23 protein-coding genes and 2 pseudogenes are annotated in these 25,879 nt (G+C 71.2%); 5 read left to right on the forward strand and 20 right to left on the reverse strand.

Annotated elements, in window-relative coordinates; all coding sequences use genetic code 11:
• Nucleotides 1–10: 10 nt before the first annotated feature.
• From ACIBJG_RS02170 to ACIBJG_RS02220, 11 genes are all read right to left on the reverse strand, one after another.
• Nucleotides 11–1,126 carry an aliphatic sulfonate ABC transporter substrate-binding protein gene (locus ACIBJG_RS02170; protein WP_399302978.1) on the reverse strand — a complete coding sequence of 372 codons (1,116 nt, stop codon included), beginning with the start codon at nt 1,124–1,126 and terminating at the stop codon, nt 11–13.
• 243 nt (nt 1,127–1,369) lie between these two features.
• Complete coding sequence (locus ACIBJG_RS02175; protein ID WP_399302979.1) at nt 1,370–2,713, reverse strand: sulfate adenylyltransferase subunit 1; 1,344 nt, start codon at nt 2,711–2,713, stop codon at nt 1,370–1,372.
• Nucleotide 2,714: 1 nt separating this feature from the next.
• A complete protein-coding gene (gene cysD / locus ACIBJG_RS02180) occupies nt 2,715–3,650 on the reverse strand; it encodes a sulfate adenylyltransferase subunit CysD (RefSeq protein WP_399302981.1) in 936 nt (311 codons plus the stop codon).
• Nucleotides 3,647–4,216 (reverse strand): adenylyl-sulfate kinase, encoded by a 570-nt coding sequence (gene cysC / locus ACIBJG_RS02185; protein ID WP_399302983.1) that lies wholly within the window; start codon nt 4,214–4,216, stop codon nt 3,647–3,649. Before cysC ends, cysD begins: the two co-directional genes overlap by 4 nt.
• Entirely contained in the window at nt 4,216–4,932 is a 717-nt protein-coding gene (locus ACIBJG_RS02190) for a phosphoadenylyl-sulfate reductase (protein ID WP_399302985.1), read from the reverse strand. Before ACIBJG_RS02190 ends, cysC begins: the two co-directional genes overlap by 1 nt.
• Nucleotides 4,929–5,108, reverse strand: coding sequence for a hypothetical protein (locus tag ACIBJG_RS02195; RefSeq protein ID WP_399302987.1), 180 nt, complete (start codon nt 5,106–5,108; stop codon nt 4,929–4,931). The genes ACIBJG_RS02190 and ACIBJG_RS02195 overlap by 4 nt, the downstream gene beginning before the upstream one ends.
• Complete coding sequence (locus tag ACIBJG_RS02200) at nt 5,105–6,802, reverse strand: nitrite/sulfite reductase (RefSeq protein ID WP_399302989.1); 1,698 nt, start codon at nt 6,800–6,802, stop codon at nt 5,105–5,107. Before ACIBJG_RS02200 ends, ACIBJG_RS02195 begins: the two co-directional genes overlap by 4 nt.
• Nucleotides 6,803–6,916: 114 nt before the next feature.
• Nucleotides 6,917–7,000 (reverse strand): putative leader peptide, encoded by an 84-nt coding sequence (locus ACIBJG_RS02205; protein ID WP_316248393.1) that lies wholly within the window; start codon nt 6,998–7,000, stop codon nt 6,917–6,919.
• A gap of 160 nt (nt 7,001–7,160) precedes the next feature.
• On the reverse strand, nt 7,161–7,769 hold the full coding sequence (locus ACIBJG_RS02210) for a GNAT family N-acetyltransferase (RefSeq protein ID WP_399302991.1): 609 nt from the start codon (nt 7,767–7,769) through the stop codon (nt 7,161–7,163).
• A gap of 81 nt (nt 7,770–7,850) precedes the next feature.
• Nucleotides 7,851–9,074 (reverse strand): GAF domain-containing protein, encoded by a 1,224-nt coding sequence (locus tag ACIBJG_RS02215; RefSeq protein ID WP_399302993.1) that lies wholly within the window; start codon nt 9,072–9,074, stop codon nt 7,851–7,853.
• Between the two features lie 318 nt (nt 9,075–9,392).
• The gene (locus tag ACIBJG_RS02220; RefSeq protein WP_399302995.1) at nt 9,393–11,030 is read right to left on the reverse strand and encodes an acyl-CoA dehydrogenase family protein; all 1,638 of its coding nucleotides are present in this window, start codon (nt 11,028–11,030) and stop codon (nt 9,393–9,395) included.
• A 74-nt stretch (nt 11,031–11,104) separates the two neighbouring features.
• On the opposite strand from ACIBJG_RS02220, the gene ACIBJG_RS02225 reads away from it, so the two are divergent.
• From ACIBJG_RS02225 to ACIBJG_RS02235, 3 genes and pseudogenes are all read left to right on the forward strand, one after another.
• Entirely contained in the window at nt 11,105–12,217 is a 1,113-nt protein-coding gene (locus tag ACIBJG_RS02225) for a YihY/virulence factor BrkB family protein (protein WP_399303284.1), read from the forward strand.
• Nucleotides 12,218–12,319: 102 nt separating this feature from the next.
• Nucleotides 12,320–13,067, forward strand: a pseudogene (locus tag ACIBJG_RS02230) (helix-turn-helix domain-containing protein).
• A 484-nt stretch (nt 13,068–13,551) separates the two neighbouring features.
• On the forward strand, nt 13,552–13,920 hold the full coding sequence (locus tag ACIBJG_RS02235) for an alpha/beta fold hydrolase (RefSeq protein ID WP_399302998.1): 369 nt from the start codon (nt 13,552–13,554) through the stop codon (nt 13,918–13,920).
• Nucleotides 13,921–13,926: 6 nt separating this feature from the next.
• Here ACIBJG_RS02235 and ACIBJG_RS02240 read toward each other — a convergent pair whose 3' ends face one another.
• The 4 genes from ACIBJG_RS02240 to ACIBJG_RS02255 all read right to left on the reverse strand — a co-directional run bounded on the left by ACIBJG_RS02240 (nt 13,927) and on the right by ACIBJG_RS02255 (nt 17,788).
• A complete protein-coding gene (locus ACIBJG_RS02240) occupies nt 13,927–14,319 on the reverse strand; it encodes a VOC family protein (protein ID WP_399303000.1) in 393 nt (130 codons plus the stop codon).
• A gap of 80 nt (nt 14,320–14,399) precedes the next feature.
• The gene (locus ACIBJG_RS02245) at nt 14,400–15,968 is read right to left on the reverse strand and encodes a 3-hydroxyacyl-CoA dehydrogenase (protein ID WP_399303286.1); all 1,569 of its coding nucleotides are present in this window, start codon (nt 15,966–15,968) and stop codon (nt 14,400–14,402) included.
• Nucleotides 15,969–16,046: 78 nt separating this feature from the next.
• On the reverse strand, nt 16,047–16,823 hold the full coding sequence (locus tag ACIBJG_RS02250) for a CoA-transferase subunit beta (RefSeq protein WP_399303002.1): 777 nt from the start codon (nt 16,821–16,823) through the stop codon (nt 16,047–16,049).
• 47 nt (nt 16,824–16,870) lie between these two features.
• Nucleotides 16,871–17,788, reverse strand: a complete 918-nt coding sequence (locus tag ACIBJG_RS02255; protein ID WP_399303288.1) for a CoA transferase subunit A — start codon at nt 17,786–17,788, stop codon at nt 16,871–16,873.
• A gap of 160 nt (nt 17,789–17,948) precedes the next feature.
• On the opposite strand from ACIBJG_RS02255, the gene ACIBJG_RS02260 reads away from it, so the two are divergent.
• A complete protein-coding gene (locus ACIBJG_RS02260) occupies nt 17,949–18,860 on the forward strand; it encodes a LysR family transcriptional regulator (RefSeq protein ID WP_399303004.1) in 912 nt (303 codons plus the stop codon).
• A 109-nt stretch (nt 18,861–18,969) separates the two neighbouring features.
• Nucleotides 18,970–20,196, forward strand: coding sequence for an acetyl-CoA C-acetyltransferase (locus tag ACIBJG_RS02265; RefSeq protein WP_399303006.1), 1,227 nt, complete (start codon nt 18,970–18,972; stop codon nt 20,194–20,196).
• 32 nt (nt 20,197–20,228) lie between these two features.
• Here the strand turns inward: ACIBJG_RS02265 and ACIBJG_RS02270 are convergent.
• The 5 genes and pseudogenes from ACIBJG_RS02270 to ACIBJG_RS02290 form a co-directional block, all read right to left on the reverse strand.
• Nucleotides 20,229–21,507, reverse strand: a pseudogene (locus tag ACIBJG_RS02270) (RNA-guided endonuclease InsQ/TnpB family protein).
• 121 nt (nt 21,508–21,628) lie between these two features.
• A complete protein-coding gene (locus ACIBJG_RS02275) occupies nt 21,629–23,095 on the reverse strand; it encodes a sialate:H+ symport family MFS transporter (RefSeq protein ID WP_399303008.1) in 1,467 nt (488 codons plus the stop codon).
• Between the two features lie 64 nt (nt 23,096–23,159).
• A complete protein-coding gene (locus ACIBJG_RS02280; protein WP_399303010.1) occupies nt 23,160–23,840 on the reverse strand; it encodes an N-acetylmannosamine-6-phosphate 2-epimerase in 681 nt (226 codons plus the stop codon).
• A complete protein-coding gene (locus ACIBJG_RS02285) occupies nt 23,837–24,802 on the reverse strand; it encodes an ROK family protein (protein ID WP_399303012.1) in 966 nt (321 codons plus the stop codon). Before ACIBJG_RS02285 ends, ACIBJG_RS02280 begins: the two co-directional genes overlap by 4 nt.
• Nucleotides 24,799–25,758: a dihydrodipicolinate synthase family protein gene (locus ACIBJG_RS02290; RefSeq protein WP_399303014.1), complete on the reverse strand. Its 960-nt coding sequence runs from the start codon at nt 25,756–25,758 to the stop codon at nt 24,799–24,801. The genes ACIBJG_RS02285 and ACIBJG_RS02290 overlap by 4 nt, the downstream gene beginning before the upstream one ends.
• Nucleotides 25,759–25,879 lie beyond the last annotated feature (121 nt).

Raw genomic sequence — 25,879 nt, forward strand, 5'->3', positions numbered from 1 at the left:
GAGCGGCTGGTTACTTGACGCCGAGACCGGCGTCGGCGACCTCGGGCTTGCCCGCGGCCTTGAGGACCTTGTTCAGCGGCTTCAGGTCGTAGATGCCGCCCAGGTCGGGCTCCTCCAGAAGACCGGCCTTGACCGCGTGATCGGCCTGCGCGTCGAGCGTGGCGGCCAGCGGGTCGTCGGTGATCTGGATCGACTTCCAGGCCGGGTCGATGACCTCGGCCGGCAGTTCCTTGCCGGTGAGCTTCTTCAGCGCGGCGTTCGCGGAGGCCTTCGCCTTGTCCGGGTTGGCGTTGATCCAGGCGTTCGTGTTCACCGAGCCGCGCAGCACCGCCTCGACGACGTCCGGGTGCTCCTTGAGGAACTTCTGCGACACGATGATGTTCGTGATCACGAACTTGTCGTCGGGCCACAGCGTGGACTCGTTCAGCAGCTCCTTGGCGCCCTCGGCGACCAGCTTGGAAGCGGTCGGCTCGGGGACCCAGGCGCCGTCGATGGAACCGGACTTGTAGGCGTCCGGGGTCACCTTGTTGTCCGTACGGACGACGGAGACGTCGCCCTTGCCGCTCTGGGCGTCGACCTTCCAGCCCTTCTCGGAGATCCAGTTGAGGAAGGCCACGTCCTGCGTGTTGCCGAGCTGCGGGGTGGCGATCTTCTTGCCCTTGAGGTCGTCCAGGGTCTTGATCTTCTTCGGGTTGACGACCAGCTTCACGCCGCCGGAGGCGGAACCGCCCACGATCCGCAGGTTCTTGCCCTTGGACTTCGTGTAGCCGTTGATGGACGGCGAGGGGCCGATGAATCCGATGTCGATCGAGTCGGCGTTCAGCGCCTCGATCTCGGACGGACCCGCGTTGAAGGTCGAGGTCTTCAGCTGGGTGCCGCCCAACTCCTTCTGGAACAGACCCTCCTGGTCGCCAACGAGCGCGGTGGCGTGCGTGAGGTTCGGGAAGTACCCGATCCGCACGGTGTCGGCGGAGAGCTTCTTTCCGTCGGCGGCGACGTTCGCCTTCTTGGCGTCGTCGTCCTTCGCGTCGGAGCCGTAGCCGCAGGCGGTGAGTACCACGGCGAGCAGCGGCAGGGCGGCGGCAGCGGCGATGCTGCGGCGGAGCGGGGTACGAGGGGCAGGCACGGGAGGTTGTCCTCTCGGAGGCCCGGTGCTCACGTCCCTCGGAAGTCCGGGGAGGTGGCCGGGAAGTCGGCAGGTCTTCGTCTGAACTGGCGGTGCGGGCGGTGCGGTTGGTGCTGCCGGGCGCGCAGGCAGTGCGCGTACGTCAACGCGCACATCGCGCAACCCCGCCCTGGCCGCTGCCGAGGGCGCCGCTGCCGACGCGGCCGCCCTCCTTCGCGAAGGTCGAGAAGACGTCGGTGCTCATCAGAAGTCCCACTCCGCGTCGTCGTCGGACGGGGTCTCCGGCTGCGCCACGGCGGCGAAGGAGGCGCCCGCCATTCCGGCCGAGAGCGTGGTGCCGTCGGCCGGGTCGATCAGCAGGAAGGAGCCGGTGCGGCGCGAGTCGGCGTACGCGTCGAGCGCGAGCGGCTCGGCGGTACGGACCACGACGCGGCCTATGTCGTTGGCGACGAGCCGGCCGGGTGCCGGGTGCTGCGACAGGTCGTCCAGGGTCAGCCGGGACGGGATGTCCTTGACGATCGCCTTGACCGTGCGGGTGGTGTGCTTGAGCAGCACCCGTTGGCCCACGGTGAGCGGCTGGTCGGCGACGTGGCAGACGGTCGCCTCGACGTCCTGGGTGACGGCGGGGGAGTCGTTCGCCGGGGCGATCAGGTCGCCGCGCGAGACGTCGATGTCGTCGGTCAGACGCAGGGTGACCGACTGGGGGGCCCAGGCGATGTCCACACTGTCGCCGAGCAGATCGATCCCGGCGATCGTCGACGTACGGCCGGAGGGCAGGACGGTGACGGGCTCGCCGACCCGGAACACACCGGCGGCGATCTGGCCGGCGTAGCCGCGGTAGTCGGGGAGCTCGGCGGTCTGCGGCCGGATCACGTACTGGACGGGGAACCGGGCGTGACAGGCGGTGAGGTCGTGGCTGACCGGGACCGTCTCCAGGTGTTCCAGGACGGTCGGGCCGCCGTACCAGTCCATGTTCGCGGAGGGTTCCACGACGTTGTCGCCGGCCAGGGCGGAGATCGGGATGGCGGTGATCTCCGGGACGCCGAGGGAGGCCGCGTAGGCGGTGAACTCCTCCGCGATGGCGGCGAACACCGGCTCCGCGTACTCGACCAGGTCCATCTTGTTCACGGCCAGCACCACGTGCGGGACACGCAGCAGGGCAGCGACGGCGGCGTGCCGGCGGGTCTGCTCCACCACACCGTTGCGGGCGTCGACCAGGACCACGGCCAGCTCGGCCGTGGAGGCGCCCGTCACCATGTTGCGGGTGTACTGCACGTGGCCCGGGGTGTCGGCGAGGATGAACCGGCGCCGGGGGGTGGCGAAGTAGCGGTAGGCGACATCGATGGTGATGCCCTGCTCGCGCTCGGCCCGCAGCCCGTCGGTCAGCAGTGCCAGGTCCGGCGCCTCCTGGCCGCGCTTGCGGGACGCGTCCTCGACCGCCTCCAGCTGGTCGGTGAGGACCGACTTGGAGTCGTGCAGCAGCCGTCCGACGAGGGTGGACTTGCCGTCGTCGACGGACCCCGCGGTGGCGAACCGCAGCAGGGTGGTGGTCGACAACTGCTCGGCCAACTGGGTAGGTGTGGTCATTTTAGAAGTACCCCTCGCGCTTACGGTCTTCCATCGCGGCCTCGGACATCTTGTCGTCGGCGCGGGTCGCGCCCCGCTCCGTGAGCCGGGAGGCGGCGATCTCGGTGATCACGGCGTCCAGCGTGGTGGCGTCGGAGTCGACGGCGCCGGTGCAGGACATGTCGCCGACCGTGCGGTAGCGCACCTGACGCGTCTCGGTCTTCTCGTGCTCCTTGGGGCCGCCCCAGTCGCCCGCGGTCAGCCACATGCCGGAACGGTTGAAGACCTCGCGCTCGTGGGCGAAGTAGATCTGGGGGAGCTCGATGCCCTCGCGCTCGATGTACTGCCACACGTCGAGCTCGGTCCAGTTGGAGATCGGGAAGACCCGGACGTGCTCACCGGCGGCGTGCCGGCCGTTGTAGAGCTGCCACAGTTCGGGGCGCTGGCGGCGCGGGTCCCACTGGGAGAACTCGTCACGCAGTGAGAAGACCCGCTCCTTGGCGCGCGCCTTCTCCTCGTCGCGGCGGCCGCCGCCGAACACGGCGTCGAAGCGGTGCTGCTGGATCGCCTCGGTCAGCGGCACGGTCTGCAGCGGGTTGCGGGTGCCGTCGGGGCGCTCGCGGAGTTTCCCGGCGTCGATGTACTCCTGGACGGAGGCGACGTGCAGGCGCAGCCCGTGTTCGGCGACCGTGCGGTCGCGGTACTCCAGGACCTCGGGGAAGTTGTGCCCGGTGTCCACGTGCAGCAGCGTGAACGGCACCGGCGCGGGCGCGAACGCCTTGAGTGCCAGGTGCAGCATCAGGATCGAGTCCTTGCCGCCGGAGAACAGGATCACCGGCCGCTCGAACTCTCCCGCCACCTCGCGGAAGATGTGCACCGCCTCGGACTCCAGGGAGTCCAGGTGGCTGAGTGCGTACGGGTTGGCGGTGCCTTCCGACACAGTCGCGACGGTCGTCACGCTGCACCCCTCTCGCTCAGCAGCGCGTACAGCTCCGCCGCGGACTCCTGCACGGTCTGCTGGTGCGACTCGATCCGCAGATCGGGCGACTCGGGCGCCTCGTAGGGGTCGTCCACCCCGGTCAGCCCGCTGATCTCGCCCGCCGCCTGCTTGGCGTAGAGCCCCTTCACATCACGTACCGAGCACACCTCGACCGGAGTGGCGACGTGCACCTCCAGATAGGCGGTGCCCTCGGCCTGGTGCCGCTTGCGGACCGCGTCACGGCTGTCCGCGTACGGGGCGATGACCGGGACCAGCACCTTCACGCCGTTGGCCGCCAGGAGTCCGGCGACGAAGCCGATCCGCTGGACGTTGGTGTGGCGGTCCTCGCGGGTGAAGCCGAGGCCCGCGGAGAGGAACTCGCGGATCTCGTCACCGTCGAGCACCTCCACCCGGTGGCCCTCGCCGCGCAGCCGCCCGGCGAGTTCGTACGCGATGGTGGTCTTGCCCGCGCTCGGCAGACCGGTCAGCCAGACGGTGGCTCCCGTCTCCGTCACGCTCATCGAAGTCTCCTGATCAGTCGTCATCAGTCGTGCAGCCCGCATTCGGTCTTGCCGCGCCCGGCCCAGCGTCCGGCCCGTGCGTCCTCGCCCTCCAGCACCCGGCGGGTGCAGGGGGCGCAGCCCACGGAGGCGTAACCGTCCATCAGCAGCGGGTTGGTGAGCACCCCGTGCTCGGCGACGTACGCGTCGACGTCGTCCTGGGTCCAGCGGGCGATCGGCGAGACCTTGACCTTCTGCCGCTTCTCGTCCCAGCCGACCACCGGGGTGTTCGCCCGGGTGGGGGACTCGTCGCGGCGCAGCCCGGTCGCCCAGGCCGCGTACGAGGTCAGGCCCTCCTCCAGCGGCTTGACCTTGCGCAGCTTGCAGCAGAGGTCCGGGTCGCGGTCGTGCAGCTTCGGCCCGTACTCGGCGTCCTGCTCGGCCACGGTCTGCCGCGGGGTCAGCGTGATGACGTTGACGTCCATCACCGCCTCCACCGCGTCCCGCGTGCCGATGGTCTCGGGGAAGTGGTAGCCCGTGTCGAGGAAGACCACGCCCACCCCGGGCAGCGCGCGGGAGGCGAGGTGCGCGACGACCGCGTCCTCCATCGACGACGTCACGCAGAACCGCGGGCCGAACGTCCGGGTGGCCCACTGGAGGATCTCCAGTGCGGAGGCGTCCTCCAGCTCCAGGCCCGCGCGCTCGGCCAGGTCCTTGAGCTCGGCCGCGGAGAGCTCCTCGCTCTGCAGGGTGTCCGTCATATCCCGTCCCCTTCACCGTTGTTGCGCTCCAGTCCCCGGGCCAGCAGGCCCAGGAACTTCAGCTGGAACGCCCGGTTGCAGGAGGCGCATTCCCAGGCCCCGTGCCCCGCCTCGTGCGGGCGCAGGTCCTCGTCGCCGCAGTAGGGGCAGTGGAACGGTGCCGCCCGCCCGCTCATGACAGGGACTCCGCACTGGCCCGGGCCGCCCAGGTCGCGAAGCGCTCGTCTTCCTCGCGCTCCTTCTGGAAGTTCCCGAGCACCCGCTCGACGTAGTCGGGCAGTTCGGCCGAGGTGACCTTCAGGCCGCGGACCTTGCGGCCGAAGCCGGCCTCCAGGCCGAGCGCGCCGCCCAGGTGCACCTGGTAGCCCTCCACCTGGTTGCCCTCGCCGTCCAGCATGAGCTGGCCCTTGAGGCCGATGTCCGCGGTCTGGATGCGGGCGCAGGCGTTGGGGCAGCCGTTGATGTTGATGGTGAGCGGCTCGTCGAACTCCGGGAGGCGGCGCTCCAGTTCGTCGATGAGCGCGGCGCCGCGCGCCTTGGTCTCGACGATGGCCAGCTTGCAGTACTCGATGCCGGTGCAGGCCATCGTGCCGCGGCGGAACGTGGACGGCTTCACCTGGAAGCCGAGTGCCTCGAGACCGGCTGACAGGGACTCGACCCGGTCCTGTTCCACATCGAGGATGATCATCTTCTGCTCGACGGTGGTACGCACCCGGCCGGAACCGTGCGCCTCCGCGAGATCGGCGACCTTGGCGAGGGTGGACCCGTCGACCCGTCCGACGCGCGGCGCGAAACCGACGTAGGAACGGCCGTCCTGCTGCGGGTGGACACCGATGTGGTCGCGCCACCGGCTGCTGGGCTCCGCGGGCGCGGGGCCGTCCAGCAGCGGACGCTTGAGGTACTCGTCCTCCAGTACCTGGCGGAACTTGGCGACGCCCCAGTCGGCGACCAGGAACTTCAGCCGGGCGCGGTTGCGGAGCCGGCGGTAGCCGTAGTCGCGGAAGATCCCCACGACACCGGCCCACACGTCCGCGACCTCGTCCAACGGCACCCAGGCACCGAGGCGTTCGGCCAGTCGCGGGTTGGTGGAGAGACCGCCGCCGACCCAGAGGTCGAAGCCGGGGCCGTGCTCGGGGTGCTCGACGCCGACGAACGCGATGTCGTTGATCTCGTGCACCACGTCCTGCACCGGGGAGCCGGAGATGGCGGTCTTGAACTTGCGCGGCAGGTTGGAGAACTCCGGATTGCCGATGTAGCGCTCGTGGATCTCGTCCAGGGCCGGGGTGCCGTCGATGATCTCGTCGGCGGCGATGCCGGCCACCGGTGAACCGATCATCGTGCGGGGGCAGTCACCGCACGCCTCGGTGGTGGAGAGGCCGACGGCCTCCAGCTTCTCCCAGATCGCCGGGACGTCCTCGATGCGGATCCAGTGCAACTGGACGTTCTGCCGGTCGGTGATGTCCGCGCTGCCGCGGGCGTACTCCTCGGAGATCTCACCGATGACGCGCAGCTGAGCGGTGGTCAGCCTTCCGCCGTCGATGCGGACCCGCATCATGAAGTACTTGTCCTCGAGCTCCTCGGGCTCCAGCACCGCTGTCTTGCCGCCGTCGATACCGGCCCGCCGCTGCGTGTACAGGCCCCACCAGCGCATGCGTCCGCGAAGGTCGTTGGGGTCGATCGAGTCGAACCCACGCTTGGAGTAGATCGTCTCAATGCGTGTCCGCACGTTGAGACTGTCGTCGTCCTTCTTGAACTGCTCATTGCCGTTCAGCGGGGTGTAGTGCCCCAGGGCCCACTGACCTTCGCCACGGTGGCGTCCCGCTTTGCGGCGGGGCGCGGCGGGCGCGGGCTGTTCCGGGGTAGCGGCCATGACAGTACGTCCTTCGGGACTGCAGGAGGGCGGCTCTGAACTGCACACTCGCGTCTGGGCGCGGCGGTGCGCAGGGTTTGCAGAGAAAGGGTGATCGCGGCGGTGCTGGGACTCTCAGCCCGCCGGACAGATGGCGCTGGACATGCGGCCGAGGTCGACGTGGCGTCGACTCACCAAGGCAATTCCAGTTCCAGGCATGGCGGAAGCGTGTCACGCGGGTCTCGGAGCAGTCCACCACTATCCATGATGTGGACGAGACTGTCCCGGCAGGTGGGACGTTGTGGCGCCCGTCACGTGAGTGACGGGCGCCTGTCGGCCGGAAAACCGGACAACCGTGTGCATTTCTTACAGGGGAAGGCTAGGGAAGCGACGGCCGGCCCGAATCCGGCCACGGACCCGGGGTGACGACCTCGGGCTCCAGCTCCGTCCGGGTAGCGAACAGCCGGAAGCCCCGACGCTGATAGTTGCCCATCGCGTGCGGCCCGTCCTTGGAGCAGGTGTGCACCCACACCCGCTTCGTCGCGGGCCGCTCCGGCCACCGCCCCGCCAGGTCCCAGGCGCGGGCGACCCCGTACGAGAGCAGATGCCCGCCGATCCGGCGTCCGCGGAAGGCCGGCAGAAGGCCGAAGTACATGATCTCGACGACACCGTCGTCCTGCGGGTCCAGCTCCACGTACCCGGCCGGCGTCCCGTTCACGTACGCCACCCAGGTCTCCGCGCCCGGCCGGTCCAGGACCTCCTGCCACTCGGCGTACGTCATCGACAGCCGGTCCGTCCACTGGATGTCGCCGCCGACCGCCGTGTAGAGGAACCGGCTGAACTCGGGCAGCGGCACCTCGGACCGGACGATCCGTACGTCGGGCCCCGGCACGGCCGAGGGCTGCAGGTCGTCGGGGGAGGTCTGCTCCAGGGACCAGATGGTCACCTCGGCGAGGGCGGGGTCGGATGGACGCGCGGGGTTGCTCATGACTGCCAGAGAACCATGCCCCCTCGCCCCATCCCAAGCCGGTACCCGCATCGAGGCGCCCCGGACCTGCGGGAACAGGGTTCAGGGGGCGTTGCGGGCCGCCACCACCACCGGCGCCTTCGACCGCGGCAGCAGATCGCCCGGGTGCTCCGGACCGATCACCTCCACCTCGACCCCCTCGCCGAAGCGGTACGGGCGGTGCGCCAGCACCTCCGCGAGATGGCGCCGCAGCCGCGAGATCTCGGCCCGGACCGTCACCGTCCTGGTCGCGTCACCGAAGAGGTCCTCCGCCAGCTCGGACGCCGTACGTCCCTCGGGGTGCAGGGCCAGCGCGTACAGCAGCTCGGCGTGGCGCGGGGAGAGCCGCTGCGTCCACGTGCCCACCGGGCTCACCACATTCACCGCGAGGCCGCCCGGCATGCTCAGATCCAGCACGACCCGGCGCGGCGGGCTGTCCATCGCCCCGTCCGCCACCTGCACCAGCCAGCCGCCCGGCAGCGGCTCCACCCGGCACATCCCGAGCGAGGGCAGCCACACCCGCCCCGGCTGCACGGACTTCGGCAGCGGCAGCCGGTCCACCGGCGGCATCCCCGTGACCGCGGCCAGCCAGCCGTTGCCGTCCACCGCGAGCGCCCGGCCTCCCAGCCGGCACAGCATGGGCGCCGCCACCGCACGCAGGCGGTCGATCGACTGCAGGTGCCGGGTCCTGATCTCGCTCTCGGCCAGCCGGGCCACCGAACCGACCAGAGCGAGCGTCGTGGGGTGGAAGGTGTTCGCCGGACCGCTGATGTCGACGATCCCCATCAGCCGGCCGTCGCGCGGATCGCGCACCGGGGCCGCCGCGCACGTCCACCCGTGCAGACTGCGCACGAAGTGCTCCGCGGAGTGGACCTGCACGGGCGCACGCGAGGCGAGCGCGGTCCCGATCGCGTTGGTGCCGGTGATCTCCTCCGACCAGGCCGCGCCCTCGGCCAGACAGATGTCGTCGGCCCGGCGCAGGATCCCCGTGTTGCCCTGGCGCCACAGCACCCGGCCCTCCACATCGGTGACCACCATGATCTGCTGCGAGGTGTCCGTGATGCTCACCAGACCCTCACTGAGGAGCGGCATCACCTCGCCCAGCACAGAACTGCGGCGCCGGTGCTCGATCTCCTCCAGCTCCAGCAGCACGCTCCGGGTGGACTGCTCCGGATCGATGCCGCTGCGCAGTACCCGGTCCCAGGAGGCCCCGATCTCCGCACGCGGCCGGACCGGCATCCGTTGCCCCGCCATCCGTGCCTCCCGGGCCCGGTGGAGCAGGCGCATGGACGGGCCGGATCCCTGCGCAGCCGGCCGCATCACGTCGGCAGGACTTGTCTCCACGTCGGATCCCCCTCAGGTGCCAGTGCCAGTACCAGGACCGTGCCAAGGGCCACGGCGCCTATCCTGCCGCTTCAGGGGGCCCGGTGTCGCAACTCCACACAATGGTTGCAACCCTCTGCAACTCTGGCGGCGGCCCTTCGACCGTACAAGAGTGACGGAACACCGCACGGAGAGGTTTCGGCATCGAAGTGCGGTGTGCACAGCATGGGGGGTGGTGCCGTGTCGGCGCAGCACCACCCCCTGTTGCTGGCCCCGCACGGGTCAACGCTCCACGGGCCGGGCCCGCTCGACGACCGACGCCAGGTCCAGGGTGTGCGGCAGGGTCCCGAAGGCCGAACCCCACTCCCCGCCAAGCCGTGACGCGCAGAACGCGTCGGCGACCTCCGGCGGAGCCCAGCGCACCAGCAGCGAACCCTGCAGCACCAGCGCCATCCGCTCCACGAGCCGGCGGGCCCGCGCCTCGATCCCGTGCAGATCGGCGAGCTCGGTCAGCAGGTCCTTGATCGCCCGGTCGAGACGGTGGTCGGCGCCCCGCGCCCGCCCGACCTCCGAGAGGAACGCGTTGAGCGCCAGCGGCTCCCGTTGCAGGGCCCGCAGCACATCCAGCGCCTGGACGTTCCCCGAGCCCTCCCAGATCGAGTTGAGCGGCGCCTCGCGCAGCAGCCGCGGCATCCCCGACTCCTCCACATAGCCGTTGCCGCCCAGGCATTCCAGTGCCTCGGCCACCAGCGGCGTGCACCGCTTCGTCACCCAGTACTTCGCCGCGGGCACCGCGATCCGCAGGAACGCCGCCTCGCTCTCCGTCCCGGCGTCGTAGGCGGCCGCGAGCCGCATCGCCAGCACCGTCGCGGCCTCCGACTCCAGCGCCAGATCGGCCAGCACATTGCGCATCAGCGGCTTGTCGACCAGCACCCCGCCGAACGCGCTGCGGTACGTGGCGTGGTGGACCGCCTGCGCCACCGCCTGCCGCATCAGCGCCGCCGAGCCGGTCACACAGTCCAGCCGGGTCGCCGCCACCATGTCGATGATGGTGCGCACCCCGCGCCCCTCCTCACCGACCCGGCGCGCCCACGTACCGTCGAACTCGACCTCGGCCGAGGCGTTGGACCGGTTGCCCAGCTTGTCCTTCAGCCGCTGGATCGCGAACACGTTGCGCGTGCCGTCCGCCAGCATCCGGGGCAGCAGGAAGCACGTCAGTCCGCCGGGGGCCTGCGCAAGGACCAGGAACCCGTCGGACATCGGCGCCGAGCAGAACCACTTGTGCCCGGTGAGCAGATACTCCCCCTCGGCCGCGAGCGGCTCGGCGCGCGTCGTGTTGGACCGCACGTCCGTGCCGCCCTGCTTCTCCGTCATGCCCATCCCGAGGAGCGCCCCGGTCTTCTGCCCGGCCGGAAGCAGCTCCTCCTCGTACACACGTGAGGTCAGCAGCGGCTCCCACTCGGCGGCGACCGCCGGATCGGTCCGCAGCGCGGGTACCGCCGCGTGCGTCATCGAGAGCGGGCAGCCGTGGCCTGCCTCGGCCTGCGTCCACACCAGGAAGCCGGCGGTCCGGCGCACATGCCCGCCCGGCCGGTCCCAGGCGTCGGTCAGACCGGCTGTGACGGCATGGCCGAGCAGTCGGTGCCAGGCCGGGTGGAACTCCACCTCGTCGATGCGATTCCCGTACCGGTCATGGGTGCGCAGCCTCGGTGGATTCTCGTTGGCCTGCACGCCCCACTCCGCGGCCTGGGCGGATCCGGCGGACCGGCCGAGTTCGGCGAGCCCGCTGCGCGCGTCGTCGAGCAGGTCGGCCGGGAGGTGCCGCTCCACGGCTTCGGTGAGCGCCCGGTCCGCGCCGAATACGTCGTAGCCGAGGAGGGGAGGGGCCTGGTTGGACACTGTGTGGGTGGTGGCTGCCATGCCGATACGGTAAGGACGTGCAGGCAGCAAACGAAACACCCGAGCGGCCACCGGGCCGGCTCCACCGGGCCAGAGTGCTCTATCGCAACGTGTCCAAGCGGCAACTGGCCTGGCAGTTGCTGAAGGACACCGTCAACTCGTGCATGGAGTACCGCATTCTGGGACTCGCCGCCGAGGCGGCGTTCTTCACCCTGCTGTCCCTGCCACCGCTGCTCCTCGGGTTGATCGGCCTGCTCGGTTACGTCGACGAGTGGACCAGCACCGCCACGGTCGCCTCCATCGAGCGCAACATCCTCAGCGCCGCGCACACGGTGCTCTCCGAGCGCGGCGTCAACGACTTCGCCAAACCGCTGCTGGCGGACGTCACCACCGGGGCCCGGCCCGACGTCATCTCCATCGGCTTCGCGATCGCGCTCTGGTCCGGTTCCCGCGCGGTCAACGTCTTCATCGACACCATCACGGTGATGTACGGGCTCGACGGCCAGCGCGGCATCGTCAAGACCCGGATGCTCGCCTTCCTGCTGTACGTGGTGGCGCTGCTGCTGGGCGCGGTCGTGCTGCCGCTGCTGGTGGTGGGCCCCGACCGGGTCGTGGAGTTCATCCCCTGGGGCACCGAGGTCATAAGCGTCCTGTACTGGCCGCTGGTGATACTGCTGTCCATCGCCTTCCTGACCACGCTCTACCACGTGTCCGTCCCCGTCCGCTCGCCGTGGATAGAGGACATGCCGGGCGCCCTGATGGCGCTGGCGATGTGGGTGGTCGGCAGCTTCCTGCTGCGGATCTACCTCACCAGTACGGTCGAGGGGCCCACGATCTACGGCTCCCTGGCCGCCCCGATCGCGGTACTGCTCTGGATCGGCATCTCCGCGTTCGCGGTACTGGTGGGTGCCGCCGTCAACGCGGCCATCGACCGGGTGTGGCCGTCGGTGGCGACGGCGGCGGCCCGTGCCGCCAACGACCGGGTGCGTGTGGTCCAGGCGGCCGAGTTCGTGGCCCGCACCCAGGCGGAGAGCCGGTACGGCGTCCCGTACGACGACGATGGGGACGGCGACGACGGGGACAGCCCGTACATGCCGTCCGAGTTCCCGGAACGGTGGTCGCGGTTCCTGCCGCCGGACGACGTGAAGTCCCGGCTGCAGCCGAGCCGCGAGAAGGAGACGGACAAGCCGCAGCCGCACGGCGAGTGAGGGCGGCCCGGCCCGCGAGGCGACGGGCGGGGGCGCCCGGGGCCGACGGCGCCTCGGGATGCTGATTCCGCCCGTTCTCCGTCGGCGGACGAGACTGGTGCCATGGGCGACAGGTACGAAGAGCGCGCGTCGCGGGTGGACGGTGCGAAGGTCTGGACCCTGACCGTGCCGCGGGGATCGGTCCATCCCGTGCTGCCCGACGGCTGCATGGACCTGCTCTGGGTCGGCGGCCGGCTCCTCGTCGCAGGCCCGGACACCCATGCGGAAGCCCCGTCCGGTGCGGACGGCGGCAGCTACGCCGGCATCCGCTTCGCCCCCGGCACGGCGCCCGCCCTGCTGGGCGTACCGGCGCACGAACTGCGGGACCGCCGCATCGGCCTGGCCGACCTGTGGCCCGAGGCCCTGGTCAGGGAGCTCACCGAGCGGGTCGCCGGCGCCGCCGATCCGGCTGCCGCGCTGGAGGACATCGCCGTCCGCCGGGCAGCGGACACCGGACCCGGCCATGCGGTCGGTCGCCGCGCAACTGGACAGCGGCCGCACCGTCGCGCAGACGGCACAGGCGGTCGGCCTCGGCGCCCGGCAACTGCACCGCCGCTCGCTGGCCGCCTTCGGATACGGCCCCAAGACGCTCGCCCGGGTACTGCGACTGCAACGGGCGCTGGCGCTCGCACGGTCCGGGACGCCGTACGCCGAGGCCGCGCTCCTGGCGGGCTGCGCCGACCAGGCGCACCTCGCGCGGGAGATGCGCGAGCTGGGCGGCACCACCCTGACCGAGTACTTCGCCCTGTCGCGTCCTCCACCACGCACGCTCGACGCGGAGGCCGAAAGTCCTGGTAGCTCGTTCCCGTGACGACCGTGCAGGTCAATGGTTGTACGCGTGGCCGTCCGCCGGGCAGATCACGGTCGGGACGCGGCGGGCGTCCCGCTGCAGTGCCGGTGCCCGCCGACAAGATCGACCGACTGCCGCCCCTGTACGGGCCCGACCGAGACGCCGCCTGTCGAGGCGGCGTGCCCGTCCCCGTCCGCTCCGGCCGTTACCTCAGGCGTGATCGACACGTTGATCGCCGCCGTACGAGACCGGGCGAGCACCCAACGACCCGCGTCATGGGGGGGGGCTTGCCATGCCGTACTTCGAGGGATCGGGCGGAACGAGTCTGTTCTGCACCGCCGGGGACAGGGCAGGCCGGTGGTCTTCGTGACGGGGCCTGGCTCAACGGCAGCGCGTGGGAGTTCGAGATGCTCCCGCTGTCCGAGCAGGGCCTGCGGTGCGTCGGGGGCGACCCGAGCCTCCTCGAAGCGGACATGGCGGACCGGACGAAGGACCGACCGCGGGGATGGCCCAGAATACGCACGCGTTCTTCGCGACGCACCTGGGCAACAAGGTCTCCTCCGAGATGACGGAGTGGACGCTGCGGACGCGCCTCGACTGCTCGGCCGAGGCGGCCGTCGAGGCGGTCAGGATCGGCGCCTCCACCGACCTGCGCAAGGAGTCCGCCGTGCTCCCGGTACCGGCCCTGATCATCCACGGTGACGCGGACGCCTCCGCGCCCGTCCACCTCTGCGGCCGGCGGATGGCAGAACTGGTGCCGGACAACGTGTACAAGGAGTACCCGGGGGCGGGACACGGGCTCTTCATCACCCACGCCGATCAGCTCAACCAGGACCTGATCGACTTCATCGGGGCCGACGCCGCGCCCGTCTGATCCGCTTCAGGACGCGGCGGCGAACAGCGACACCGCACAGCCGTCCGGATCGAGGACCACGGCGTACCGCTGCCCCCACACCGCGTCCCACGGCTTCAGATGGCCCCGGTATCCGGCACCGGTCAGATCGGCGAAGACGGAGTCCACCTCGGCCGGGTTGTCGCAGAGGAAGGCGAGGCCGAGCCGTTCCCCGCCGTTCGCCGCGGCCCACGCGGGGTCGAAGGAGCGGACGACGTCCTCTGTGTCCCACAGCAGTCGCTGCCCGCCCGGGAGCATCACTTCGACATGGGGTGCGGATTCCGCACCGGCGGGGATGTCGAGGCCGAGCCGGCGGTAGAAGGCGAGCGATGCGGCCAGATCCGCGGTGGTGATGCCGATCGCGTCGAGTCGTGGAGTCATGGACCGACCGTAGGCCGTGGGCCGGCGCCCGGTCTTGAACGAATCGGTCAGGGCACCCGGCCCCACTCACACGGCGCCACTCACCCGGCGCCGGCTCCCTCGCCGCCCACGCAGTCCGCCGGCGACGTCCCCGGGTCCGTCAGCGCCAGGCCGAGCGCCGCGCGTTCGGTGACCCAGCGGGTCGGGCGGTGGCGCGGGTCGCCCGTCGCCCGGTGCAGCGCCCGGTGCAGCTCCAGCATCCGGGCCGCCCCGACCCGGTCGCCCCAGGCCAGCGGGCCCACCGGGTAACCGAGACCGGTCGTCACCGCCACATCGATGTCGGCCGGAGTCGCGAGCGCACGTTCCGCGATCGACGCCGCGACCGACACGATCGACGCGAGCAGCCGCTGTGCGACCGAGCCCGCCGTGTCCCGCACCACCGATACCGCGAACGGCTCGCCGCCGTCCGAGGCCCGCGCCAGCACCGCGCACGCGTCCCGCGCAGCCGCAGGCTCCGCGGCCGGGGTCACGGCCAGCACCCGGCGGCGCGCGGCCGCCGGCAACGGGTCCACCCCGAAGGTGCGCCCTGCGGGCAGCCCGTGCGTGGCCACCACGGAGGCGACCGTGGTGCCCCAGACGGGAACCAGCACCAGGGCCTCGCCGGATGGTTCCGTGCCTGTCTCGACGGTGGCGCCCGCTGCGGTCAGCGCCTCGCGCAGCGCGGCAGCGTCCGCCTCCCCGTCCGGGGACGCGGCGACGACGTGCACCGGCCGGTCCGGGTCCCCGGTGACCGGCGCCTCCGGCACGGGCGCGGCCGCCTCGGAGCCGTACGCGAACCAGCCGCGTCCCGTCTTGCGCCCGTGCAGCCCGGCCGCCACCCGGTTCGGGGTCAGATACGAGGGGCGGAGCCGGTCCTCGTGGCGGAAGCCCTCCCAGATCGAGTCGATGACGGCGGCCGTCACATCAAGCCCTGTGAGGTCCATCAGCTCGAACGGGCCCATGCGCAGGCCCAGGACGTCCCGTGCGATGCGGTCGATGCCCGCCGGGTCGGCGACCGTCTCCTCCAGCAGCGCGAGCGCCTCCGTCACCAGTCCGCGCCCGGCGTGGTTGACGAGGAAGCCGGGGGTGTCGGCGACCGTGACCGCGCGGTGCCCGCAGCTCTCCACGAGCGCGGTCAGCAGCGGCGGGATCTCCGGGCGCGTGGCAGCACCCGGTACGACCTCGACGATCCGCATCAGCGGGACCGGGTTGAAGAAGTGCAGTCCGGCCAGCCGCGTCGGGTCCTTCAGGGTGGCGGCGATCCGGGTCACCGACAGCGATGAGGTGTTGGTCGCGAAGACGGCCGATGCGGGCAGCGCCTGCTCCAGCCGGCCGAAGACCTCCGTCTTGGTGGCCAGGTCCTCCCGTACGGCCTCGACGACCAGCTCGACGTCCGGGCCGTCGGCCCACGGGTCGTCCAGCGGAATCAGCCGATCCAGTGCCCCGGCGGCGTCCGAGGCGGACATCCGGCCCTTCTGCACGGCTCGTTCGAGCATGGACCGTACGAAGCCGGCCGCTTCCGACACCGCCTCCGGCCGTACGTCGCACAGCTCGACGGTATGTCCGGCCGTGGCCGCCCACTGGGCGATGCCGCGGCCCATGGCTCCGGCGCCGACGATCCTGATGCGCATGGTGGTCATGGTCCTCTCGATGGGCCGGGTGGCAGGCAGCGGGTGGTGCGGGGGCAGCGCAGATACACGCGGTCCGGGTCAGCGGAGGTACACGCGGTCCGGGTCGACATCCTTGCGCAGCAGCCGCAACTCCGCCCCGGTCGGGGGCGGCACCTCGTCGACCGTGTCGGCGACCCGCAGGTTCCAGCCGGTCGCGGCCCGGACCTGCTCCACGGTGACCCCCGGCTGGACGGCGACCAGCCGAAGCTCCTCGCCCACGCCCGCGCGAGCCATGATGCCCAGTTCGGTGATGACCCGGGTGACGCCGGCGCCGAGCGGGCGGATGCCCTCGGCGAGCGCGCGGTCGGGGCCGGGGGTGGTGCAGAAGTCGAGCTCCGCCGGGAAGGAGCGCGGGTGGTGACGGCGCAGCACCACGAAGACCTCGCGGGAGTTGGCCATCACCTCCACGCCGCCGCCCGAGCCGGGCAGCCGGACGGACGGGCTGTCCCAGTCGCCGATCACCGAGGTGTTGAGGTTGCCCCAGCGGTCGATCTGCGCGGCGCCGAGGAAGCCGACGTCGATGTGGCCGCCCTGCAGTACACAGCCGAAGAGCATCGGCATCGAGATCACGGCCTCCGCCCCCGTGATCAGGACCGCGTCGGCGATGGTCTCCGGCAGGTGCGAGGGGTGGGCGCCGCAGACCCCGGACTCGTACACCACCTCGATGTCGGGGGCGACCGTCAGATGGGCCAGTTCGGTGGCGAGGGTCGGCAGGCCGATCCCGGCGAACACGGTGCGGCGACCGGCCAGTTCGCGGGAGGCGACGACGGAGAGCAGTTCGGAGGAGGTGACGGTTTCCGGCGGGGTGAGGGTCATGGCCCGTTCCTTCTCGTGTCCCGTGGCAGCGGTTCCTCCGGAGGCGCTCACAGCCGGCGCCCGTAGTTCACCGGTTCGCTGAGCGCCTCGCCGACGGCGAGCCCCGACCAGAACTCCTCGCCGAGCTTCTCGACGTACTCCGCGTGGTCCGCCGTGCCGCGCACCCACTCGTCCAGCCAGTCCTGGAGCCGCCGCGGGTTCTTGCTGATGTGTGACCAGGCCCGGTAGAAGGCGTTGTCCCGGTCGTAGTAGCCCTGCGCGAACGAGGGGTGCGCACCGCGCGGGCAGCAGACCACCGCGTCGACGGCGTGCGCGGGGACGAGCGTGCGGTTGGGGTCGGAGCGGATCACCTCGTCGTCGACGATCTCCTCCACGACGACGATCGCCTTGTCCGCCGCGTACACCGCCTCGGCCTGGACACCCGTCAGCCCCCATATCTGGGTGTTGCCCCGGCGGTCGGCGCGCTGGGCGTGGATGATCGTCACGTCCGGGTTGACGGGCGGGACGACGTAGATCTGCTCGGGTTCGCCGTCCGGGCCGGGATACGGCGAAGTCACCTTGCGCAGATCGCTGTTGACGGACGGCAGATCGCTTCCGCCGTAGGAGCGCAGCGGGTAGAACGGCAGCCGCTGCGACCCGGCGAGATAGCGGCAGATCATCCCGTAGTGGCTGTACTCCTCGAAGGCCAGGGCCGCCGGGTCCGCGTTCTCCACCCGGCGGCGGAGCTCACCGAGCGAACCGGCCGAGGAGTTGCCCACGAAGGAGGAGACCAGCCGCGTCACACAGCCCGCGGCGATCATCTGGTCCACGACGATGTCCGCGGTCATCCGTACGACGGTGAGGTCGCGGCGGCCCTGGCGGATGATCTCGTGGCCGGCGGCGGTCGGGATGAGATGGGTGAAGCCTTCGAGGCAGACGGTGGCGCCGTCATGGACGAAGGCGGCGATCGCCGCCTGCATCGACATGGTCTTGTCTTTCCCGTCCGTCGTGGACACGGTGCTCCTCTGCCTGTGCGGGCGCGCGCGTCGCACCACGGTGTCAGCGTTCATTGATCGCTGTCCAATACCGGATTAAGCTCGGATCAAGACGTCCGACTAATCAATGGGTGCTGAGGAAGGGGCCGGCATGGAACTGCGTCATCTGTCCGCGTTCCTGGCCGTGGCCGAGGAGCTGCACTTCGGCCGGGCCGCCAAGCGGTTGCAGATGGCTCAGCCGCCGCTGAGCCAGCAGATCCGTCAGCTGGAGAAGGAGCTGGGGGTCCAGCTCTTCGAGCGCAACACCCGCTCGGTGCGGCTGACCAGCGCGGGGGAGTCGTTCCTCCAGCCGGTGCGGACCGTGATCGACGACCTGGACACCGCCGTACGGGCCGCGAAGGCCGCGGGCCGCGGCGAGTACGGGCGGGTCACCATCGGCTTCGCGGGAGCCTCCAGCCACGAGACGCTGCCCCGGCTGACCCGGGCTGTGCGCGCCGCCCACCCCGCGATCGAACTCGCGATGACGGGCCAGACGTACGCCAACGTCGCGCTCGCCCGGGTCGCGGACGGTTCGCTCGACCTGGGCTTCGTACGACTGCCGGTGACACAGCCGGGCGTGACCTTCCGGGTGATCGACGAGGAGGAGCTGGTATGCGCGCTGCCCTCCGACCATCCGCTCGCAGCCCACGAAAGCGTTCCGATCGAGGTGCTGGCCGGGGAGCCGTTCGTCTCGTTCCCCGCGAACACCGGCTCCACCGTGCGGGACGCCATGGTCGGGGCCTGCGAGGCCGCCGGGTTCAACCCGCGGGTGGTGCAGGAGGCCCCCGACTCGTACACGATCCTGGCACTGGTCGCCGCGGGTGTCGGGGTGACCCTGACCGTCACCTCCGTCCAGCACATCCAGCAGAGCGGCCTCGTCTACCGGCCCCTTGCCGGGCCTCCGATCCGGCGGCAGGCGGCGCTGGCCTGGCGGGCCGACAATCCCTCGGCCGCCCTGCGCGCGGTGCTCGCCGTCGCCGAGGACGCGCTGCCCACTCCCTCGCACGACCCCGTGCGGGACTGATTGAGACGCACGGCGTCTTGAATCAGGGGAAACTGGATATTGGACCGACTCAGTCGGCGAGTGCGATGGTCATGGCACACCCTTGTCCCGCTCCCGGAAAGGTCCCGCTGTGCCCGACCAGAACGACGTCGTGATCTGCGAACCGCTGCGCACCCCCATCGGCCGCTTCGGCGGAGCGTTCGCCGGGCAGACGCCGGCCGCCCTCGCCGCGCGCGTCATCGCCGAGGTCGTCGCCCGCACGGGGATCGATCCGGACCGGGTCGACGAGGTGATCCTCGGGCATGCCTACCCGTCCTCCGACGCCCCCGCCATCGGCCGGGTCGCCGCCCTGGACGCGGGGCTCCCGCTGTCCGTCACCGGCCTCCAGACCGACCGCCGCTGCGGCTCCGGCCTCCAGGCCGTCCTCGACGCGGCGATGCAGATCAGGGCCGGGTTCAGCGACGTGGTGATCGCCGGCGGCGTCGACGTGATGAGCGCCGCCCCGTACTACACGCACGACGGCCGCTGGGGCATCAAGGGCCCCGGCCTCCAGCTCCACGACTCGCTCGCCCGCGGCCGTGTCACCGCCGGAGGCGCCAACCACCCGGTGCCCGGCGGCATGATCGAGACGGCGGAGAACCTCCGCCGCGAGTACGGCATCAGCCGAGCCGACCAGGACGCCCTCGCCCTGCGCTCGCAGCAGCGCGCCGGCCGCGCCATGGCCGAGGGGCGGTACGAGGCGGAGACCGTCCCCGTCACCGTCAAGCACCGCAAGGGCGAGACGGTGGTCACCGCCGACGAACACCCCCGCCCCGACACCACCGCCGAACAGCTCGCCGCGCTCCGCCCGATCCTGGGCAAGTCCGACCCGGAGGCCACAGTCACCGCCGGCAACGCCAGCGGCCAGAACGACGCGGCGGCCGCCTGCCTGGTGACCGGCGCCGCGACCGCGGAGCGCCTGGGGCTCACCCCGCTGGTCCGGCTGGTCTCGTTCGCTCGCGCGGGCGTGCCCGCCGACACCATGGGAATCGGCCCCGTCCCCGCCACCCGCACCGCGCTGGCCCGCGCCGGGCTCACCCTCGCCGACCTCGACCTGATCGAGCTGAACGAGGCCTTCGCCGCCCAGGTGCTGGCCTGCACCCGCGAACTGGGCCTCGGCGAGAAGGACCACGAGGAGCGGATCAACGTGAACGGCTCCGGCGTTTCGCTGGGCCACCCCGTCGGCGCCACCGGCGCCCGCATCCTCGCCACGCTCAGCAGGGAACTGCACCGCCGCGAGGCCCGCTACGGCCTGGAGACCATGTGCATCGGCGGTGGCCAGGGCCTCGCCGCGGTCTTCGAGCGCATCGCGGTCTGAGACGTGCCGGCACCGTGGACTAACCTGCCGGACTACGGGCTGCTGCTGCTCGAAGTCCTCGGTGAATTGACTTTCCGCTCCCCGCCCTGGCGGGCGGGGATCCCTGCCACGGTCGGTTGACCGTCTCGGTGGGTTCCTGCTTCTTCGCGCTGTGCCGGGATCAGGGATCCCGGTCCTACCTGCCTCGACAGGCTGACACCGCCAGTCCGGCGGTCAGTGCGACGTTGACCGCCGCGTTGATATCCCGGTCCAGGACGGCCCCGCACCCCTGGCACTGCCAGAGACGGATGTGCAGGGGTTTGGGACCGTCTTTGGTACCGCAGGCGGAGCAGACCTGGCTGGTCGGCTCGAAGCGGCCGATCCGGATGAAGACCCGCCCGCACAGGGCGGCTTTGTACTCCAGCATGGCGAGGAACGATGCCCAGCCCGCGTCGTGCACGGATTTGGCGAGGCGTGTGCGGGCGAGCCCGTTCACCGCCAGGTCCTCCACGGCCACCGCTTGGTTCTCGCGGATGATCCGTGTGGAAAGCTGGTGGTGGAACTCGCGCCGCGCATCAGCCACCTGCGCATGAGCCCGGGCCACCTTCACCCGCGCCTTCTCCCGGTTCCTCGAACCCTTCGCCTTGCGGGACAGGCTGCGCTGTTCCCGTTTCAGCTTCTTCTCCGCCCGGCGCAGAAACCGCGGGCTGCTGACCTTCGTCCCGTTGGACAGGACCGCGAAGTGCCCCAGCCCGAGATCGATCCCCACAACCGGATCCACCGCGGGCAGTGCATCGGGTTCCGTCTCGACGACGAAGGAGGCGAAGTACCGCCCGGCCGCATCCTTGATCACCGTCACCGTGGCGGGAACCGAGGGCAGGGCGCGGGACCACTTCACCCGCACCGCACCGATCTTCGGCAGCACCAGATCCCCGCCCGGAGTGATCCTCCACCGGGCGTTCTTCGTGAAGCGGACCGACTGACGGCTGTCCTTACGGGACCTGAACCGCGGCTCCGCGACCTTCGGCCCCTTGCGGGCACCCTTCAGCGACGCGAAAAAGTTCGCGAACGCGCTGTCCAGGTCCCGCAACGACTGCTGCAACACCACCGCCGACACCTCACCGAGCCAGGCACGGGCCGAAGTTTTCTTCGCCTCGGTGATGACCTGCCTCGACAGCTCCCCGGACTTCGGGAACGGCACCCCTGCGCGTGGGCGTCCTTGCGGGCACGCAACGCGTCGTTGAACACCACACGGGCACACCCGAAGGCCCTCGACAACGCCGCACGCTGAGGGCCGTTCGGGTACACACGGAAGGTGTACCGAAGCTGCATACCGAGCACCGTATGGCAGTGTTGTCATAGCCGCATATGAGAACATTTGCACTAGTCGGCACCGTGCTTTCGCCCTCAAGGCACACCTGGTTCTCGTCACGGAGTACCGGCGCAGGGTCGATTAACGCTCCACGGGCACCCGCGCGTCGGCCGTCGGCGTCGGCGCCACGTCCGCCAGGTGGTCGCGTTCCGCGTCCGGGTCCGTCAGCCGGTTCAGCCGCGCCGGTACGTCGAAGCCGACCAGCAGCACCACGATCACCGTGCCCGCGAAGGTCAGTACCGCCAGTGCCTGGCCCAGGTCCATCCCGGAGGCGAGATGGGCCCCGAGCACCGGGGCGACCGCCCCGCCGAGGGCGCCCACGTTGTACGTGAAGCCGAGCGCCGCGCCCCGGCTCGCGGTCGGGAAGTGACCGCCGATGTAGCGGGGGAGCAGCCCGGAGATGCCGAAGCTCGTCGCCTGGAGCAGGAAGAGCAGGATGCCGAGCAGCATCAGGTTGTCTCGCACCGCGAAGACCGGATAGACGAAGGCGAGCGAGGCCAGCAGCGTCAGCGCGTACGCCTTCTTCGTGCCGATCCAGTCGCCCAGGAAGCCCGCGACCCAGCAGCCGACCATGGTGCCGAAGCCGGCGAAGTACAGCACGTCGGTGACCTGGTCCGTGGTGTAGCCCATTTCGGTCTTCAGGTACGTGGGCAACAGGGCCTGGATGGGCCACGAGTACAGGAACGCGAAGAACAGCGTCACGATCATCGACAGGTACAGCACCCAGCTGCGCTTCCCGCCCAGCTGCACCGCGAACGCGGCGAGCGAGAGGCCGGCGATCACCGAGAGCACCGGCACCATGCCGGCGCCGCCCGGGGTGAAGACGAGGAACAGCGAGACCGTGGCCACGACGACCAGGACCGTGTTGGCGGTCGCCCGGGCCGGGGTCAGGAACAGCGGCCGGAACGGATTGGGCTTGGCGCCCTTGTCCGCGACGGACTCCGTCCACTCCTCGGCCTCCGGCAGCGCGCGCCGCATCCACAGCGCGATGGCGATCGGGATGAGGCCCAGATAGAACATCCAGCGCCAGCCGAGCGAGGGCACCACCCAGCTGTAGACCTGGGCGGCGAGGACCGAGCCGACCGAGAAGCCGGAGATCAGGAAGCCACTGGCCCGGTTGCGCAGTGCGGCGGGCCAGCTCTCCATGACGTATGTGGAGCTGGCGCTGTACTCACCGGCCATGCCCATGCCGATGGCCAGCCGGGCGGCGAACAGACTGGTGTAGTTCCACGCGAACCCGCAGGCGAAGGTGCCCACCGAGTACAGCAGGATGCTGAGCACCATGGAGAGCTTGCGGCCGTAGCGGTCGCCGATGGCGCCGAGCACGGCGCCGCCCAGCCAGCGGGTGATGAACGCACCGGAGATCAGGCTGGCCGCCTGCACCGTGCTCAGGCCGAACTCGTCACTGATCTCGGTGAGTACGAGGGTGATCAGCACGAAGTCGAAGCCGTCGAGTACGTAGCCGATCCAGGCGGCGAAGAACGACTTCCACTGGGTGCGGCTGACCTGGCGGTACCAGGGGAGCGTGGGGGGTGTCGAGGTCTGCACGGTGACTCCAGGGTGCGGGACGGTGCCCGGTCATTTGAACAGCCGTCCCGCGTGTGGGGACAGGTCAGGGCCGGGTGATGCCTGCCACGAAGCGGGCGGTGAGGGCCGTGGGAGCGGTGATGGCGGTGCCGACGACGACGCTGTGGGCGCCGCGCGCCAAGGCCTCGGCTGCTTCCTGTGGGGTGTTGACACGGCCTTCGGCGACCACCGGGACATCGATCGCGGCGGAGAGCGCCGAGACCAGATCGAGATCGGGGCCGGTCTGCTTCGGCGTCCCGGGAACGTAGCCGGACAGGGTCGTGGAGACGAAGTCCGCCCCCAGCTCCGCTGCCGCGACACCCTCCGCGAGGGTGGAGACGTCGGCCATCACCAGGGCGCCGGCCGCGTGGACGGCCTCGACGAGCTCGGCGAACGTCGAGCCGTCGGGGCGCGGCCGGTCGGTGGCGTCCGCGGCGACGACGGCGGCGCCCGCCTCGGCCACGGCCAGGGCGTGCCGGACGGTCGGGGTGATGAACACCCCGATGTCGCCGTCCTTCCACAGGCCGATGACCGGCAGGTCGACGGCTGCGGTGATCGCGGCGACGACCTCCGGGTCGTTGGCCCGGATCGCGGCGCCGCCACCGGCGACAGCCGACAGCGCGAGCCGCACCAGGGTGGACGTCTCCCGCATCGGATCGCCGGGGGGTGCCTGACAGGACACGATCAGCTTGCCCTGGAGGGAGGTGGCCAGTTCCTGCGCGGTCATCGGAGAGCTCCCGGGTGGTGGAGGGGAAGGGTGGTGGTGAGGGCGGCCGCGCCGAGCACGGCCGCGTCGTGGCCGAGGAGCGGGGGCCGGGGGACGAGCCCGCGCAGCGGCGCCATCAGCTCCGCGGCGAAGGCGGCCCGCAGGGCGTCCTCGTACAGCGCGCCGATGCGCGGGACCCCGCCCCCGACGACGACCCGGTCGGGGCCGAGCGCGTTGGCGAGTCCGCCGAGTACGTGTCCGGCGGCGGCCGCACCGGTGGTGATGGCCGTGACGGCGTGGGCGTCGCCCTCGGTGGCGCGCGCGGCGACGGTTTCCAGCCGGTCCACGGGGGCGCCGGTCAGCCGTGCGTAGTGCGCGGCGATCCCGGGCCCGGAGGCGATGACCTCCAGGTGGCCGGTGGCGCCGCAGGTGCAGGGCAGTCCGGCCGCCTCGGGGCTGGGCAGATGACCGAGGTGCCCGGCGATGCCGGACGCGCCGTGCAGCATCCGCCCGTCGACGGCGACGGCGCCGCCGACTCCGGTGCCGATGGCGGCGAAGAGCAGTGAGCCGTGGCCCTCGGTCTCCGCGTTCAGCGCGGCCAGTTCCGGGCCTGCGGTCGCGCGCACGTCGTTGTCACAGGCCACCGCGAACCCGGTGCGGTTGGCGAGCCCGACGCCCAGCGGGGTGCCGGCCCAGCCGCGGATGGAGTCGGTGGCGCTGGTGACCATGCCGGTACGGGGATCGATGACCCCGGCCGCCGCGATGCCGAGCACCGCCGCGCTGCGGGCGGGGTCGACCTCGGTGGCGGCCGCGGCGAGCGCGTCGAGCACCGCCGCCGCGCCGTCCCGGGCCGGGGTGGGCCGGCTGTGCCGGGCCAGGACCGTGCCGTCCGCCGCGATGAGCGCGGCGGCGATCTTCGTACCGCCGAGGTCGAGGCCGACGACGGGCCCCGGGCCCGGCACTGTCTGCGTCGAGGTGGTCATCGGACCGGCGGCAGACCGGCGTCGCGCAGCCGTCCGGAGACGAGCGCGACGGATTCGGCGGAGAGCTGGATCTGCGGGAACGCGGTGTCGCCGCAGTCGATGATGCCGAGCAGCTGGAGCGCCGACTTGAACGAGCCGAGTGCCGAGGAGCTGCGGCCCATGTCCGCCTCGGGGCCGACGTCGACCATGGCGAACAGCTCGATCAGCCGCTCCTGCTCCTTCGCGGCCAGCGTCCAGTCCCCGGCGCGCGCTGCCTCGTAGAGGCGTACGTAACCGGCCGGGTCCACGTTGCCGATGCCGGGGACGACGCCGTCGGCACCGGCGAGCAGGGCCGCGTCGACGGTCAGCTCGGAGCCGGTGAGGATGCTGAAGTCCGGGACCGGGCCGGTGGCGCGGCCTTCGCGGCCGCCGAGCTCGACGACGAGCCGGCGCAGGCCGCCCTCGTCGCCGCTGCTGTCCTTGAGCCCGGCGATCGTGCCGTCCTCGGCGAGCTCGCGGATCAGTGCGGCGGACAGCTTGCTGTGTACGGCGACCGGGATGTCGTACGCGAACAGCGGCAGGTCCACCTCGGTGCGCAGCCGGCGGAAGTGCCCGGCGATCTCCTTGGCGTGGGTGCGGGTGTAGAACGGCGCCGTCGCGACCAGGGCGTCGGCGCCCAGAGCGGCGGCGGACCTGGCATGCTCGATGACCCGGGCCGTGGTGGTGTCGATGACGCCGGCGAGGACCGGGACGCGGCCGTCGGTGGCGTTGACGACGGTCTCCAGGACCGTGGCGCGCTGTTCGTCGGTGAGGTAGGCGACCTCGCTGGTGGAGCCGAGCGCGAAGAGTCCGTGCACGCCGCCGCCGATGAGGTGCTCGACGAGACGGACGAGGGAGGCGGTGTCGACCTCCCCGCGGGAGTCGAGCGGGGTGCAGACCGGCGGGACGACGCCGTGCAGCGGTGCGGTCAGAGACATGGTGAAGACTCCAGCTGATCGAGACACCGGTCCGGGGCCTGAGCGGCTACCCGGATCGAGACGTGAGACGTAAGATGTCCTATGTCTAGCTTCACCTTAAACAGATGCTCCTGCGACAGGT

The organism is Streptomyces sp. NPDC050422 (genome assembly GCF_044458665.1).
In the GTDB taxonomy this organism is placed as follows: Bacteria; Actinomycetota; Actinomycetes; order Streptomycetales; family Streptomycetaceae; genus Streptomyces.